At 43.2% G+C, this 16,338-nt stretch carries 15 protein-coding genes and 1 pseudogene; 11 read left to right on the top strand and 5 right to left on the bottom strand.

The window, feature by feature from the left end; translation table 11 throughout:
• The first annotated feature begins 15 nt into the window (after positions 1 to 15).
• From xerD to C8D84_RS05070, 5 genes and pseudogenes are all read left to right on the top strand, one after another.
• Positions 16 to 954 carry a site-specific tyrosine recombinase XerD gene (gene xerD / locus C8D84_RS05090; protein WP_109590558.1) on the top strand — a complete coding sequence of 313 codons (939 nt, stop codon included), beginning with the start codon at positions 16 to 18 and terminating at the stop codon, positions 952 to 954.
• 24 nt (positions 955 to 978) lie between these two features.
• Entirely contained in the window at positions 979 to 1,215 is a 237-nt protein-coding gene (locus C8D84_RS05085) for a hypothetical protein (RefSeq protein ID WP_109590556.1), read from the top strand.
• Positions 1,216 to 1,236: 21 nt separating this feature from the next.
• Positions 1,237 to 1,440, top strand: a pseudogene (locus C8D84_RS14025) (tetratricopeptide repeat protein); the annotation flags it as partial.
• Between the two features lie 159 nt (positions 1,441 to 1,599).
• Positions 1,600 to 1,725, top strand: coding sequence for a hypothetical protein (locus tag C8D84_RS13960; protein WP_265089799.1), 126 nt, complete (start codon positions 1,600 to 1,602; stop codon positions 1,723 to 1,725).
• 299 nt (positions 1,726 to 2,024) lie between these two features.
• Positions 2,025 to 2,633, top strand: coding sequence for a class I SAM-dependent methyltransferase (locus tag C8D84_RS05070; protein WP_045454832.1), 609 nt, complete (start codon positions 2,025 to 2,027; stop codon positions 2,631 to 2,633).
• 93 nt (positions 2,634 to 2,726) lie between these two features.
• Here C8D84_RS05070 and lptG read toward each other — a convergent pair whose 3' ends face one another.
• Positions 2,727 to 3,953, bottom strand: coding sequence for an LPS export ABC transporter permease LptG (gene lptG / locus C8D84_RS05065; protein WP_109590549.1), 1,227 nt, complete (start codon positions 3,951 to 3,953; stop codon positions 2,727 to 2,729).
• Positions 3,953 to 5,248, bottom strand: coding sequence for an LPS export ABC transporter permease LptF (locus tag C8D84_RS05060; RefSeq protein WP_109590754.1), 1,296 nt, complete (start codon positions 5,246 to 5,248; stop codon positions 3,953 to 3,955). Before C8D84_RS05060 ends, lptG begins: the two co-directional genes overlap by 1 nt.
• A gap of 564 nt (positions 5,249 to 5,812) precedes the next feature.
• Here C8D84_RS05060 and C8D84_RS05055 point away from each other — a divergent pair.
• From C8D84_RS05055 to sstT (C8D84_RS05035), 5 genes are all read left to right on the top strand, one after another.
• The gene (locus C8D84_RS05055) at positions 5,813 to 6,433 is read left to right on the top strand and encodes a cysteine hydrolase family protein (protein ID WP_109590547.1); all 621 of its coding nucleotides are present in this window, start codon (positions 5,813 to 5,815) and stop codon (positions 6,431 to 6,433) included.
• A gap of 190 nt (positions 6,434 to 6,623) precedes the next feature.
• The gene (locus tag C8D84_RS05050) at positions 6,624 to 8,303 is read left to right on the top strand and encodes a leucyl aminopeptidase (RefSeq protein ID WP_109590545.1); all 1,680 of its coding nucleotides are present in this window, start codon (positions 6,624 to 6,626) and stop codon (positions 8,301 to 8,303) included.
• Between the two features lie 36 nt (positions 8,304 to 8,339).
• Positions 8,340 to 8,828, top strand: coding sequence for a DNA polymerase III subunit chi (locus tag C8D84_RS05045; RefSeq protein WP_109590543.1), 489 nt, complete (start codon positions 8,340 to 8,342; stop codon positions 8,826 to 8,828).
• Positions 8,829 to 9,041: 213 nt separating this feature from the next.
• The gene (gene sstT / locus C8D84_RS05040) at positions 9,042 to 10,244 is read left to right on the top strand and encodes a serine/threonine transporter SstT (RefSeq protein WP_109590541.1); all 1,203 of its coding nucleotides are present in this window, start codon (positions 9,042 to 9,044) and stop codon (positions 10,242 to 10,244) included.
• A 208-nt stretch (positions 10,245 to 10,452) separates the two neighbouring features.
• A complete protein-coding gene (gene sstT, locus C8D84_RS05035; RefSeq protein WP_055123716.1) occupies positions 10,453 to 11,655 on the top strand; it encodes a serine/threonine transporter SstT in 1,203 nt (400 codons plus the stop codon).
• Between the two features lie 92 nt (positions 11,656 to 11,747).
• Here the strand turns inward: sstT (C8D84_RS05035) and C8D84_RS05030 are convergent, their stop codons facing one another.
• Positions 11,748 to 12,071, bottom strand: a complete 324-nt coding sequence (locus tag C8D84_RS05030; RefSeq protein ID WP_060490155.1) for a chaperone modulator CbpM — start codon at positions 12,069 to 12,071, stop codon at positions 11,748 to 11,750.
• Between the two features lie 92 nt (positions 12,072 to 12,163).
• Complete coding sequence (locus C8D84_RS05025) at positions 12,164 to 13,147, bottom strand: DnaJ C-terminal domain-containing protein (protein ID WP_045442971.1); 984 nt, start codon at positions 13,145 to 13,147, stop codon at positions 12,164 to 12,166.
• Positions 13,148 to 13,719: 572 nt separating this feature from the next.
• Here C8D84_RS05025 and C8D84_RS05020 point away from each other — a divergent pair.
• Positions 13,720 to 14,082: a septal ring lytic transglycosylase RlpA family protein gene (locus tag C8D84_RS05020; RefSeq protein WP_045442968.1), complete on the top strand. Its 363-nt coding sequence runs from the start codon at positions 13,720 to 13,722 to the stop codon at positions 14,080 to 14,082.
• A gap of 111 nt (positions 14,083 to 14,193) precedes the next feature.
• On the opposite strand, the gene C8D84_RS05015 is transcribed toward C8D84_RS05020, so the two are convergent.
• The gene (locus C8D84_RS05015) at positions 14,194 to 16,215 is read right to left on the bottom strand and encodes an ABC-F family ATP-binding cassette domain-containing protein (protein WP_109590539.1); all 2,022 of its coding nucleotides are present in this window, start codon (positions 16,213 to 16,215) and stop codon (positions 14,194 to 14,196) included.
• Between the last annotated feature and the right edge of the window lie 123 nt (positions 16,216 to 16,338).

Here is a 16,338-nt window from a genome sequence, read left to right as displayed (position 1 = left end):
ATCGGGTACCAAGTTATGAGCCGTGATCGTGCCGTGCAACAGCGCCAACCTAAAGCGCTGGCAGTAGATGACGAACCCAGTTATATCACTGAGTTTCGTCAAGCCATGCTGGCACGTGGTCTAGCGACGCGTACTCGTAATGCTTATGTCCGCGACCTGCGCTCTTGCGAGCTGACTAATCCTATTGCCCTAACCAAATGGCTGCCTGATGACGTGCTGCACTGCTTATCAACGCTTACTCAAGAAGGCAAAACCCCACGTACCCAAGCACGCATGCTCTCAAGCTTGCGTCAGTTTTATCTGTGGATGATTGCCAGTAATCTGCGTGAAGACAATCCTTGCGAGCGTATCAAAAGCCCAAAGCTTGGTCGTCCATTGCCCAAAGACTTAGCAGAAGCAGATGTCGATAACCTCCTTGCCGCGCCTGATACCAGCACCGCGCTAGGACTGCGTGATAAAGCCATGTTAGAGGTGTTATATGCCTGCGGTCTGCGGGTGAGCGAGTTGATTAATCTGTCATTAGAGCAAGTGAATCTAAACGCTGGCTGGTTACAAATCACGGGCAAAGGGAATAAAACGCGACTGGTGCCATTGGGTGAATATGCAAGCGATGCACTAGAAGATTATCTAACGCATGCTCGTGGTGATTTAATTGCACATTTTAAATCAGGAAATTGCCAAGCGGTTTTTTTGACGGCGCAAGGTGGCTATATGACGCGTCAGAACTTTTGGTATTTGCTTAAGAAATATGCCAAAGTCGCTATTATCGATAAAGAGCTATCACCGCATACCCTGCGTCACGCTTTTGCCACGCATCTACTGAATCATGGCGCGGACTTGCGTAGCGTGCAGTTATTACTAGGGCACAGTGATTTATCAACGACGCAAATCTATACCCATGTGGCGACGGCGAGATTGCAGAAATTGCATGCGGAGCATCATCCGCGAGGTTAGAATTGAGACTAAGAGATAAAATTTATGACCAATAATAACAATCAAAGTTTTGTCAGAAAGATTACTGAACACTTTAAAAACTTGGATTTTGAAACTGCTTACAATATGTTGAAAAATTCAAATTTGCCAGCTATCGCTATTTTAGAATGCCAAGGAAATGCTGAGTTTTATAAGAAGAACTATCAAGACGCTTTTGCACTCTACGGTCAGGCGAATGCAATAGACAGTAGCTATCGCATAGCCAGAGATTGTTATCTGTAGGCTTCGAATTTCTTCGCTCAAGGTGATTTGGTTCAAGCTTTTGAATACTATCAAGAATCAATTGATATAGAGCCTGATTTTGTGGACGCCTATATCGATTTAGGGGCTTTAATGGCGGACATAGGAGAGTTTTCGTCTGCGAGAAAATGTTATGAAGATGCTCTGACTATAGATCCAAATGACACTAATATAAGAAAGAGCTTAGACTCCTTAAAAAACATGTGAAGCTAAAAGAGAGGTTGAGATTATAAAATGACTCACTATCGAGAAGTAATTATCGAGACTTACGAAAATATCAAAAGTGGTTCGTCTAAAAGAATTAGAGCTCGCCCAATCGAAGGACAGGGACTTGATACGAATATGAACGTCGAGTGTTCGTCAAAAATGAGAAAGTCTTACCCTGTAGGTACTAAGTTCTTATTACAGGCAAAAGTAACAGAAAAAGAAGGCGGTAAACCTTTTCTATACGCTCACTATGATGCCGAATACAAAGTAATTAAAGGTGATTAATTACTCCATAGTAGTAAGAATATAAGCATCAGTAGCAAAATCCACGCTCATAAACCAAAACTACTATATGGCTTATTACACACACTAATTTTTTTTCGATTAAAGTATAACTAGCACTATTAATAGTCATCTTGCTAGCATCAAGGTAGATACAAGTAAGAAACGTGATTAGCGTTATAAAACGTCAGTAATCCCTAGCTGCAATCTCTTTTAATTCTCGTTACAATACCCATCATAATGTGTACGCTGTTTTATTCCATCGCGTACCACCTTTTACTTATCTATTATCCGAGAATCTCATGAGCCATAGACCACCTGCTGACCTATTAAAAAACGCCCAACATTGGCGCGAAGACATTAATTTTCGCCAAGACGTACTGGGTAAGCCATTTGATTTTTCGACCACGTGGGGCATTTTTTCACCGCAAAAGCTCGATGACGGTAGCTTGATGCTGCTTGATTACATTGATTTTGAAGCGGACGATGACTCGATCGATTTGGGCTGTGGTTACGGCGTACTCGGTATGACGGCAGCGCGTGAATGTCCGAATGGTCTGCATACGCTTATTGATAAAGATTTTATGGCAGTCGAATATGCGCGCCGTAACTGTGAGAAAAACGGTCTAAAAAATGTCGATGTGCATTTATCAAATGGCTTCAATCACGTGGCAAAAGACAAAGACTTTAGCTTGGTGATGTCAAACTTGCCAGCCAAAGTCGGTAAAGAGCAGCATTATTTATATTTCCTCGATGCCTATGCCCGTATGCGTAAAGGTGGGCGTTTTTACGTGGTCACCATCAATGGCTTGCGTCAGTTTATGAAGCGCTCGTTTACCGAAGTGTTTGGCAACAGCGAAAAGATCAAACAAGGCAAAACCTATACGATTACCATGGCGACGAAAGACTAAGCTTTAAAAGCTTATGTCTTAAAAGCTGCGTAAACAAAAAGCCCGCTAAATCGTCATGATCTAGCGGGCTTTTTTATGGCAAATGATATCTGGCTACATCTGCCGTTTCAGCAAATAGCCACCCAATATCGCACTGGCGATAATCGGTAATATCACCATCAATAATGGCGAAAATCCAGTCGCCAATGAGACAAAGCCAACCAAGTCTTGCACGTAACTAAATAGCAAGCCAAACAATAATGCCACAACGATACGCAAGCCTAAGCTATGCGTGCGTAGTGAGCCAAAAACGAATGAGCAGGCAACTATCACTAGCGATAGAATCGATAACGGTGAGAGCAGTTTTTGCCAAAAAGCCAGCTCATGACTTAACGAGCGCGTACCTTGTTGGCGCATAAATTGACGATGCTCATACAGCTGAGTCAATGACAAATCTTCGGCCTTACGGGTAAGCAAATATACCGATTCAGGGGCAAAGGGCAGGCTTAAAGTATCTGACGGTGAGATGGCTTGGCTACTCTCAAAGCCTTGGTTAATCATTAGCTTGGTCATATTATTCAGCTGCCACTCATAGCGATATTGCTCGCTCGGTTTGCTGCTGGCAGGATTAACAGGCTCACGACCAATATATTTACCACCCTCAGCGTGAATGGCCGTTTGCAAATTGCCATTATTGTCTAAATGCCAGCGTTTAACTTCGCCGATATTACCTTGCACATCAGCATAATCGATATACAAAATATCGCTACCATCTGGCTTGGCACTGCCGTCTTTTGTACTCTCAAAGCGTGGCTGCAACGTCCAATAACCGCGTACCGAGGTAACCAATGAACTGCTGTCTTCATCGTTGATTTCTTTTGCCAATTGATTAGAGTGCGGCAGCACGAACTGATTGATAATCAATGCGAGCAACACAAAAATCAAAGCAGGCTGCAACACCCAACCGACGATACGATAAACGCTGACGCCAGCGGCACGCATCACGACCAGCTCACTTTTATTAGCAAGCAAGCCCAAGCCGACCACTGCACCTAGCAATGCGCCAGTGGGAATAAATTGCTCTAAAAAATAAGGCGAGCGATAAAAAATATACTTAATCGCCTCGCCCATCGTATAGCTATCATCTAACGAATCCAGCTCAGACAAATAAGAGAATACCAGCTGTAATGCCCACAAGCCTATGACAGCTCCGACGATTGCGAGCAAAGCGTTCAGCTTCACGTAACGGCTAAGCACTTTTAGTTTGGCAGGTTTGCGAGCGTGCTTAGCATGAGCGTTTTGCGAGTCATGATTGGATGGTTTAGAGAATAAGGCACTCATTAGGACTGCCCTCCTTGTGAGCCACTGCTCTGATGATCGGCAACCGTTAAAGGCGTGTTCTTCGGTTTGCGAAAGCGTAATCGATGCTGCACACGGCTACCCCAATTCATATAAAGCGCCAATGCCATAAACCCTAAAATGAGCCACGCATATGCCCAGACGCTCACGCTGCCTTTGCTAACAGCATTTTTGAGTGAAATAATACCCAGTGCACAGCTGACAAACAATAAAATAGAAGGAAATAGGCGCAACCAGCGACCTTGGCGCGGACGTACTTGCGCCAGTGGTACAGCGAGCATTGGTGCAATGATCATCAACCACGGCAATGCCAAACGATAGCCAAGCTCACTTTGTGCCACACGCAGCGAGTTGCCACTACTTGCCGTACCACCCGTCGCGGCTTGCCATAATGGTCCAATCGCTTGCGTTTCGATATTATCTTCAGTGATGACTTCTTTTGAGGATTCTGTCAAAGTAATGCGGTAATGATCAAAGCCCACTTGATTGTATTTCAGACTGCCAGCACCGACTTCATAACGACGCCCTTGGAACAAGTCCAATTGGGTCACACCGCTATTACCCGTGTCTACTTGCTCGGCACGCTTAGCCAACGTAATAGTATCTTTGCTGATGTTGGTATTATTAGTAATCGCCGTTGGCATATTTGGCATGTCTGAAATATTTAATTGCTCAGCTGTTTCGGGATCGATGGTATTTTTAACATCGATAGCAGCCTCTTTAGCAGTGTTGTTTTTAGCGGCACTGCCCTTTTTTTCAGGCTCAGATTGAATCAATATCACATCTTGCAATTGCTTTTTATCATCGCTCAAGCTGCCCACATAGAGATGATAATTGCCACTACTAATAAATTCATTGGGACGAATTAAATCAAAAGCACTGGTCAATGCCTGCTGTTGCCAGACACTTTCCGATGAGCGTACGCCCCACGGTTTACCAACGATAGATAAAGCTGCTTCCCCAAAGAACAACGCCAGGATTAAAGGCGTCATCAAACGGGCAAGTTTACCACGCGACACCCCACTGGCATTAATCACCGCCATTTCTTGATCGACATACAGCCGCCCGAATACCAGCATGAGAGCGATAAAAAATGCTAATGGCAGGATAAGCTCTAAAAAGTACGGCAAATTATAACCAATGATGGTAAATAACAAGCTGATATCTAAATTGCCTTCTGCGGCAATCCCAAAGTAACGGATCAAACGACCGCCCAGCATCATCACCACTAAAAACCCCAAAACCAATGCGGTCGTTGAGGCAACTTGTTGAGTCATATAGCGGCGTAATATCACAATGGGCACTCTTTTAAAAAGGTTGATAGTCGCACGATTTATCGCAGCTTTATTGGCAAACACTGACAATTATGGACCGCTCTAAATACAATAGCGGATACCGATAACTGGACAATAGAAATACAAGACCGTGCTGCTCAATCAGATACTTAAACAGCCCTAAAAGCAACGGCAAAAGATATGAAAATATCTGCGAGACGGGTTAGCGACATGCTGTAAAAATTAGCGATAAAGATAACCGCTAATCCTAGCATATTTTGCTCAAAAATGGCTGTGAAATGTGTTTGCAAACATTGCGTCCATCTTGCTATAACGCTGTATGGCTCACCAATAATAGATAAGATATGAGAAGAATAACTAGCATTTAACTCATTAGTTTGTCTTATCTAAGAAGCCTTTTTATTAAGTCTTTGCACGATATTTTTACTTGATGTCATTTGGAAACCTTTGTGTGTCATTCGTATCACTGCCCTCGCACCGTTAGGATTACTTGTTAAACTGAGAAAACTAAAAATTCCTAATTATCTCGCCCAATGGAGAATATTAATGACAAATAAACTTGCTTCTACCCCTTCTACTTTACTTGAAATCGCTGGTGGTCAATTTGATACGCTCGATTGGTCAAATTGCGCCGTGGTTTTTATTGACTATCAAAACGAATATGTCGATGGGGCGATGCCATTGGGGCAAGCTGGTACGAACGCCATTGAAAATGCGCGACTATTGCTAGACAAAGCTCGTAAACAGAACGTTCCTATCTTCCATATTGCGCATCATGGCGCAGATAATGGCAACGTTTTTGATCCTTTGTCATCTAACGTCGAGATTATCGCTGAATTACAACCAAAGGATAGCGAAACCGTCATCGTCAAAAAAAATCCCAATGCGTTCCATGATACCCAGCTTCAAGCACTTATTTCAGCTGCGCAAAAACAGCAAATTATTTTTGCAGGCTTTATGAGTCATATGTGTGTTAGCTCAAGCGTGAGAGCCGCCTTTGATTTAGGCTTTGACAGTTTCGTTTGCCATGATGCTTGTGCCACTCGCGACCTGCCTGACTATAAAAAAGAGAAAATCAGCGCTGATACCATACATGCTACCGCGATGGCAGCACTACAAGATAGATTTGCCGCTTTAGTAGCAACCGATGAGTTAGTTAATAGCTAATAAGCAGTTCGAACCCATGACCTAAACCTTGCTCACTGCGCACTCACCTCGCAATATGCTACACTATTGCGATTGCTTGATTGGCCAAACAATCTGATAATTTAACAGGTATCAGCAATTAGAAAAATCTGCCATTTTCATAGCGCTAACGTCATAACTATAATGTCATAACCCCAATAAGGATAAATATATGAATATTAAATTAACCCAAACACTGCCAAAAACTCATACGCAAAAAATTCTCAAAAAAGAAGCCAAAAGTAAAGACGCGGCCTGCCTTGTCGTCTTAATCGATGATAAGAAAAACATCTTAGCTGAGTCAGTATTGAGCGATTATCAAACCCGTATTGAACAATTGATTGAAGTATCACACTTTAACGGCAAAGCTTGTGAAACCGTAGCTGACTATGCGCTAGCGGGTGATAAGAAAACCACCAAAGAAAATCCAGTACAGCTATTATTGGTCGGTGTGGGTAATGTTGATAAATTGCGTCATAGCGTTCTAGAAAAAATTGCCAAGACCATTTATAAGAGCACGCAAAAGCGTGTTGACTCTATCACTGTGGCGTTAGGTGATAGCTTAGAAGAGAACCAGTTTAGTCAATTTGCGCTGAGCCTACTGGCAGCAAGCTATCGTTTTGACAAGTACAAATCTGAGCAGCAAACGCCTGTTTTAACTAACATCTACTTATTGGCAGAGTCGTCTTTAGAAGATTCATTAGACTTTGCACAAGCGGTCTTTACTGGTCAAAGCTTGACCCGTGATGTTGCCAATGAGCCGGGTAATATCTGTTTCCCAGCGTATATGGCTGAGCAAGCACAAGAATTGGCAGCCACTTATCCTGACCTCTTAAAAGTCACGGTACTTGGCGAAGACGAGATGTCAGCACTGGGTATGAACTGCTTCTTATCGGTCGCGCAAGGCTCTACCAAAGAAGGCAAACTGGTACTCATGGAATATCGTGGCAAGTCTAACTTTAGCGCCAATACTGATGGCAATACTAGCAAAGCCACTACCAACAGCGCAAAAGTAGCTGGCGGTCTAAAAGCATTGGCCGATAAATTACCAACCAAAGCTGCTAGTAAGAAAGCCGCTAAAAAATCTGACCAAAATAGCGAAGACAATGCCAATGCTGCAAATAATGACGCGCCTATCGTGCTTGTTGGTAAGGGTGTCACCTTTGATTCAGGTGGTATCTCAATCAAACCGGGTGCGGCGATGGATGAGATGAAATTTGATATGGGCGGTTCTGCTGCGGTACTTGGTACCCTAAAAGCACTATGTGAAGCGCGTCTACCTATCAATGTTGTCGGTGCACTAGCTTGTGCTGAAAATATGCCATCAGGAGAGGCGACGCGCCCTGGCGATATCATCATAGCTATGAACGGTAAGTCCGTTGAAATCCTGAATACCGATGCTGAAGGTCGTTTAGTATTGTGCGATACCTTATGCTACGTACAGAAGTATTATAAGCCAAAAGCCATCATTGATGTCGCAACCTTGACTGGTGCTTGTGTGGTTGCGTTGGGTCATGTACGCTCGGCAGTCTTTAGTAATGACGAAGATGTGTTGTTTGACTTAGAAAACGCCAGTAACCTATCAGGCGACCTTATCTGGCACATGCCGATGGATGACGAATATCAAGCGCAGATTGACTCACCTATCGCTGATATTCAAAATATCGGTGGTAAAGGTGCTGGTGCTGTGACTGCTGCCTGTTTCTTATCGCGCTTCATCGAAGAAGGTCAAGCATGGGCGCATTTAGACATCGCTGGCACCGCATGGATTTCGGGTCAAGACAAAGCCGCGACTGGTCGTCCTGTGCCATTATTCATGCAATACCTAAAAAATAGCGCAAATATGGCATAATCTATTGATGAATCATCACTCAATGAAAACCACTCTATGAAAGTTAGCTTTTATGTATTAACTGAGAATAAAGCCCAAGATTTCTTGGGCTTTATTTGTCAGCTGACCCAGACGGCGCTCAATAAAAGCAGCCAGTCGTTATTGATTCTTATCGAAAAAGACGATGCATTGCTGTCGACGCTTGATGAAGCCCTTTGGGCACAAGACGATACGAGCTTTATACCGCATCAACGCCTTTTAGATTCTAATCTTGAAAGCGCTGATATTGACGGTGTTCATACTGATATTAATAATCAATTATTAGCACCAGTGTTGCTTGCCAGCTATATGCCAGCCGATTTTAAAGGGATCGTACTCAATACTACGATACGTCCCGTTAATAACTTTATAAATGCTACCAGCAATACATTGCCCACTCGTATTTTAGAGCTTATCAAACCTGATACGGTCAGCACTGAGGCAGGACGCGCTAAATATAAGCATTACCAGCAATTAGGGTATGAGCTTACCCATTTCAAAGTTTAGTCTTCTATTAAAAAATCAAACGCCAGTCATGGCGTTTTTTTATGCTTAAATTTTGACTTTTAAAATTCTTAGAGGCTTATAAGTACGTTATTGCCTACTGCTTCATAAAATCTGTCAGTAGGCGCTTATCACAAAAAATGCTAACATCCTTCGGTCGTTAAGCTAACGATTGTTAAGCTAATATTTATTTCCAAATGGACTAAAGGGGTAAAAATGCATTCATTAATAGCGATGTACCAACGAATCGGATTGGTAACGCTGATTGTTATCGGCTTAGTACTAGGTACTTTGATAGGATGGCTGGCGCCAAGTGTGGGTATTGCCTTAGGTATTTTGGGGACTCTGTTCGTAGGTGCCCTAAAAGCTGTTGCCCCTATACTGGTATTTTTTTTAGTGATGGCTGCTATCTGTCAACATCGTAGCGGGAATAAGGTCTATGTAAAACCGGTGCTGTTTTTATATCTGATAGGCACTTTTATAGCCGCTTTGGTCGCTGTTGGTGCCAGCTTTTTATTCCCAACCGAATTGACGTTAGTGAATGCGACCATCGAGCAAGTACCGCCAGCAAACTTAAAAGAAGTATTGAACAATTTATTACTCAGTCTCGTCGCCAATCCAGTTGCTGCCCTAGCCAATGCTAATTATATCGGTATATTAGCTTGGGCCGTTATTATGGGTATTGCGCTACGACAAGCTGGCGAGACGACTCGCAGCACTGTCAATGACATTGCAGATGCCATCTCAAAAGTAGTCAAATGGGTCATCGCACTAGCACCTTTTGGTATTTTGGGATTAGTCGCCAATACCGTTGCTGATACTGGCTTTACTGCGTTATTGGGCTATGCACGAATTTTGCTAGTATTGATAGGCTGTATGTTGTTTATTGCTTTGGTGACTAACCCTCTCCTCGTATACTTAAAAACGGGTAAAAACCCTTATCCACTGGTATTCACCTGCTTACGCGAATCTGGTATTACTGCGTTTTTTACCCGTAGCTCTGCTGCCAATATTCCTATCAATATGAACCTTGCTAGCAAATTAGGGTTACATGAAAATACTTATTCAGTCACCCTGCCATTAGGCGCCACTATTAATATGGCAGGTGCCGCTATTACTATTAATGTGTTAACCCTTGCAGCCGCGAATACACTCGGTATTGAAGTGACCTTTGGCTCAGCATTACTGCTAAGTATAGTCGCTACAATCAGTGCTGGCGGTACCTCTGGCGTCGCTGGTGGCTCATTACTACTCATTCCTTTGGCGGCCAGTTTATTCAATATTCCTGATGATATTGCGCTACAAGTGGTGGCTATTGGCTTTATTATTAGTGTGCTGCAAGACTCCGCAGAGACCGCATTGAACTCATCAACAGACGTCTTGTTTACTGCCGCTGCTGATCCAAAATATGCACGCTAATGTCACTTGAGCTAACAATAACGAACCAATCACCTTGATTGATAGGTATAAAAATAAAAAAGGGCTTAACTGCCCTTTTTTTGGTTATACTTTACCCATTTTTATTCTGTTTTACGAATCTTAGCTTTATATGAGTATGAGACTAGTAAAGCAAAAAACATAAAATGGCTTGATCTCTTTTATTATTCATTAGATTGTCGGGGTAAGGATGTATTCATTTTTTGCGATGTATAAGCGCATTGGTCTAGTACCACTTATTATTATCGGTTTGATAGCGGGAGTATTGATAGGTTGGTTGGCACCAGATATCGGTATTGCCTTAGGATTGTTGGGTACCTTATTTGTAGGAGCACTAAAAGCCGTTGCACCCATACTGGTATTTGTGTTGGTCATGGCGGCCATTAGCCAACATCGCAGCGGTAATGAAGTCTACGTCAAGCCTGTGCTTATCATGTATATGTTTGGCACTTTTTTAGCCGCACTAACGGCAGTTGGCGCGAGCTTTTTATTTCCGACAGAACTGGTATTGGTCAACGCCACAATTGAGCAAGTCCCACCAGCCAACCTCAAAGAAGTACTGACCAATCTACTGCTAAATCTGGTCGCAAACCCAGTTAATGCCATCGCTGAAGCCAACTATATTGGTATATTAGCGTGGGCAATTATCATCGGTTTCGCCCTGCGTCAAGCCAGTGATACCACACGCACTGTGGTCGGTGATTTTTCTGACGCCATCTCCCAAGTGGTGAAGTGGGTCATTGCCCTAGCACCTTTTGGTATATTGGGTTTGGTTGCCAACACCGTCGCTGAGACAGGCTTTGCGGCTTTGGCAGGTTATGCGCGTATTTTGATGGTACTGGTCGGTTGTATGTTATTTATCGCTTTGATTGCTAATCCTATTATTGTACTGATCAAAACGGGCAAAAACCCTTATCCGCTAGTATTCAAATGCTTGCGTGAGTCAGGGATTACCGCATTCTTTACGCGTAGCTCGGCTGCCAATATTCCCGTCAATATGAACCTTGCCCGCAAACTGGGTCTACACGAAGATACTTATTCGGTAACAATTCCACTGGGTGCGACCATTAATATGGCAGGCGCGGCGATTACAATTAACGTCTTAACGCTTGCAGCCGCGCATACACTCGGTATTGAAGTGACCTTTGCCTCAGCACTGCTACTCAGTTTGGTTGCAACCATTAGTGCTTGCGGTGCCTCTGGTGTCGCTGGTGGTTCATTATTGCTTATACCATTGGCAGCGAGCTTATTTAGTATTCCAAACGATATCGCTATGCAAGTGGTTGCGATTGGCTTTATTATTGGTGTGATACAGGATTCGGCAGAAACGGCGTTGAACTCTTCAACGGATGTACTGTTTACCGCAGCAGCTGATCCAAAATATGCGCGTTAAACGCTAAATATATTATTTGTAAAAAAAGGGTCTCATTTTAGAGACCCTTTTTTTGTGCTGATTTTTTATATACTGAATAAAAGGGATATAAGTTATTTTAAAGGATCGATTTCAATTTCAATCACTGGTGTCTGCATATCTAATTGGCGTTTAAATTGGCGTAATTGTTCGAGCTCATCCAATAACTCAAGTATCAAGCCAATCGCAGGAACACTGGCTTCAAAGTCGCGGCTAAGGCGCGAGGCACGGCGCACTGTCGTCAGCTGATAACCAGTGAACTGCTCACGTTCCGGCACATCATATTCGATGATGTCCTCTTCAATCAATTCGATGACCCATTGGCGCTCTTGGCCACAGGCAGATACCAGCTCATCCAAGCTCATGATAATGTCGGTAAATTCAGGCGAGTGTTTCATAGCTATTATCCTCGTTTGCTCTTTATTTCATCGTTATCGTATGGTCTTCATCTCTATTACAGTGTTTCAATGTGAGTAATTTTTGGTGGCCATTAACGACTAATATTGATATCGGCAAAGGCTTGTTTTAGTTGCTCATAAGCTTGGGTCGCAGCCTCAGTGCTAATATCAGGGTTCACGATGTTTAAGGTTAGATACAAATCACCCGCTTGCTTAGCAGGGATACCTTTACCTTTTAGACGTAAATTGCTACCAGACTTGCTGTTCTTAGGCACAGTCACAGCAAGCGTACCAGCTGGCGTACTGACGTTGATTTTTTCACCCAACGCCGCTTCCCATGGCGCTATATTGACGGTTTGATAAACATCAGCGCCTTCGATACGGATATTGTCTGCATGACGGATTTTTACTTTTAAAAATAAATCGCCGTTTTTACCGCCACCAATACCAGCGGCACCTTGCCCTGCTAGGCGAATTTGCTTGCCATCAGTAATGCCTTTAGGGATTTTAATTTTCAGCGTTTTGTTGTCATACTCGACACTGCCATTCGGTTGACGAATAGGGACATTCAACTTAATGCTGTAGTCGTCGCCATTATAAACGGACGCCAAATCAACCGTAATCTCTGCATGTTGATCTTGACCTTTGCTATCTTGCGAGCCAAAACCACCACGCTGCGATTGTCCACCAGCTGAACCACGTGCACCACGACCAAATGCCGAAAAGATGTCATCGAAGCGGAAGCCACCATCGCCATAAGCTTCGCCTTCACCAAACTGATCTTTGATATCTTCCCAGCGATAGCCGCCTTGCCCGCCACTTGCAGATTGACCACCAAAACCACCACTTTGACCAGCAAAGGGATTGTCTAGCATGGCGTCATATTCGGCACGCTTTTCTTTATCTCTAATGGTTTCGTAAGCATTATTAATCTCAGCAATCTTATTGTCTGCATCTGGATCATCGCTCACATCAGGGTGATATTGACGCACAAGCTTACGGTATCTTTTTTTAATATCTGCAGCTGACGCGTCTTTTTTGACCCCTAAAATGTCATAGTAATTTTTCTCTGCCATGTTTTTGTCCTCAACATAAAAGCATGTTAATGATACTGGTATGCCCATTTTAAACGATATGGTACGGAAATTTATTCAACTGCGACATAACAGGTGGTAACGATAGTCTATCTAATAATGATAGTAATACAAAAATTCAATACCGTTATACAAATATTACCAGTAATAGTGCCGAACAACAGCAGTGTTTAAGTTGTTTGAAGCACTTAATACATTATGATTCGCCTTTGTCACTGCATTGGCATATTTCTCTATGATTCTGACATTATTATTCTTTGATAACCACAGACGTCATATCAATTTAACACTCGCCCTAATGAAAAAATAGAGAGTCAAGCCAAAAATACCATTAACAATGTAAATCATTATTTAAAACAATTACATACAGATCACTGGTATTCACTAGCTAGCGTGCCTAAATGAGCATTTTGACCTTGGTAGTTCTTTTACAGAACCGTAAGAATATGACAAAGTATGTGTTGTAAAATGAATATATTATTTATACTCATAGGGAGTATGAATAACATAGGCAAGTGTATCTGTCTATTTTATAAATTGCTTAAAGGTATTAAATGTCTTATTTAATCAAGTCTTTGGTTATCACATTATCACTATTGCTGAGTACCACCGTTTTTGCTGGAAACACCAGTTATTACGGTAGTCAGTTCCACGGTAAACGCACTGCTAGTGGTAGTATCTTCAACATGAACTCTTTGACCGCTGCGCATCGCACGTTGCCGTTTGGTACGAAGGTACAAGTGACCAACAAGAAGACAAAGCAGAGTGTAATCGTAAAAATTACCGATAGAGGCCCTTTCATTCGGGGTCGTATTTTGGATTTATCGAAAGCCGCTGCTGGTCAAATAAACTGTCAGTTATGTACGACCACAATGGAAATACTGTCTTATGGTGATGGTAAATACCGTAAGGAATAACGTAATAAAAAAGGGAGAGCCAGCGCTCTCCCTTTTTTGTGACTGTCTCAATCAAGTAAAAATAGCTTAAAAAACAATCAAAACCTACTATTTACTATAGCGAACAGCTCTCTACTCAAAACCCGCTTCCATTTCTTCTAATGTCGTCATCAAAAGCAATAGTTTTTCTTCATTGTCACTGTGCTGCTGCTGCAATGCCGTTTGCTCGTTAAGTAATAAAAGCAAATCAGACTTGCGACCTTCTTCGTACAAATCCGTATCAGCCAGTTTTTCTTCAAGAGTCACGAGCTGTCCATCAATTTTAGCCAATGCCTTTTCTATTTCTTCTATCTCACGGCGAATAGGCGCGGTGAGTTTGCGTTGTTCAGCCGCCAATTTGCGCTGCGCATCTTTACTAAGCGCAGGCGTCGTCGCTTTACTTTTTGATGAATTATCAGGTGCTTTATTACTCACTTGACCATTATCTGTTTCACGTGAAACGAATTTCTTACTCTCTTTTTTACTTTTCTTCTTACTGGTACTTTTATCTGATGAGTTCTCTTGCTTACGCTTTTCTGCCAGCCACTTACCGTAGTCGCTGATGTCACCATCGAACTCCTCGATTTGACCATCATGTACCAAAAACAGCTCATCACAGACGTTGGCAATCAACTCACGATCATGCGAAACCAGTACCACTGCCCCCTCAAATCCTTGCAAAGCGATGGTCAGCGCTTGGCGCATTTGTAAGTCCAAATGGTTGGTTGGCTCATCGAGTACCAGAACGTTCGGACGTTGCCAAACGATCAAAGCTAACGTTAAGCGCGCACGCTCGCCACCAGAGAATAGCTCACTCGGCGTATCGATACGCTCACCGCGGAAGTCAAAGCTGCCTAAAAACGAGCGTAACATCGCATCAGAGGTTTTACCGGCTAGACGACGCAACATCTCTATAGGCGTGGCCTTGGCATCCAAGATATCCATTTGATGCTGGTTAAAATAGCCTAATTTTAAGGTATCCGAAACACGATACGTCCCTGTTAATACGCCAAGCTCGCCGACCAGTGCTTTAATCAGTGTCGACTTACCTGCGCCATTCATACCTAGCAAGCCAAGACGCGTATCCGGCGTTACTTGCACATTGGCATTATATAGAAGTGGCGTATCGCTATAGCCAATATCCGCTTTGGTCAGCTCAATCAGTGGTGAGCTCATATTTGCTGGCTCATAAAAGCGGAAAGAGAATGGGTTATCCGCCATCATCGGTGACAGCTCAGCCATGCGCTCAAGCTGCTTGATACGGCTTTGTGCTTGCTTAGCCTTACTGGCTTTGGCACGGAAACGACGAATAAAGTCATCCAAATGTGCCTTAGTCGCTTCTTGTTTTTCAAAGGCTTGCTGCTGCTGCGCCATACGCTCGTGACGGGTGCGAATAAACTGCTGATAATTACCGGTATAAAGGGTGATTTTTTGTTGTTCGACATGTAAGATATGACCGACCGTGGCATCCAAAAAAGCTTGGTCATGCGAGATGACGATAACCAGACCAGTATAGGCATTGATCCAAGTCTCAAGCCACAAAATTGCATCCAAATCCAAATGATTGGTCGGCTCATCGAGTAACATTAAGTCCGCACGGCTCATCAAGGTTTTGGCGAGATTCAAACGCATGCGCCAACCACCCGAAAACCCTTCTACTGGCAATTCATGCTGGCTGGTATTAAAACCAAGACCTGCCATGATTTGTGCCGCTTTAGTCGGTGTGCGATAGCCATCAATTTCATCGAACTGCTGATGCAATACCCCGATCTGCTCATCACTGACGCTACTCAAATCATTCAAAAAAGCATTAATCTCATACCACTGCTCATCACCGCTTAATACATAATCAATCGCAGACTGCGTCGTAGCGCCGACTTCCTGAGCCATGTGTGCCACATGCCAGCTATCAGGAATACTGACTTCACCTCTATCAAGCGTGACCTCGGTATCTCCTCTGCCCATTCGCGTCAACAATAAGGCAAATAAGGTAGATTTGCCGGTGCCGTTGTTGCCCGTCAAGCCAACTTTGTGGCCCGGATGTAGCTGGAAGCTTGCCCCTGCAAACAACTCACGACCATCACGGCGAACACCAACGTCTTTAAATTCGATCATATAATCTCTTCAACTCAACAGTAATATAAAATATAAGGCAATAAAAAACACACATCTGGCATGTTAACTGGCGGCTATTATTTCAAACGCTTGCCCCATAGGCAAACGATTAAATAACTATTT

Origin of the sequence: Psychrobacter immobilis (assembly GCF_003148585.1) — a bacterium.
GTDB classification, from domain to species: Bacteria; Pseudomonadota; Gammaproteobacteria; order Pseudomonadales; family Moraxellaceae; genus Psychrobacter; species Psychrobacter immobilis.
Note: the sequence above shows the minus strand (reverse complement) of the source record. Positions and strands in the feature narration are given on the sequence as shown.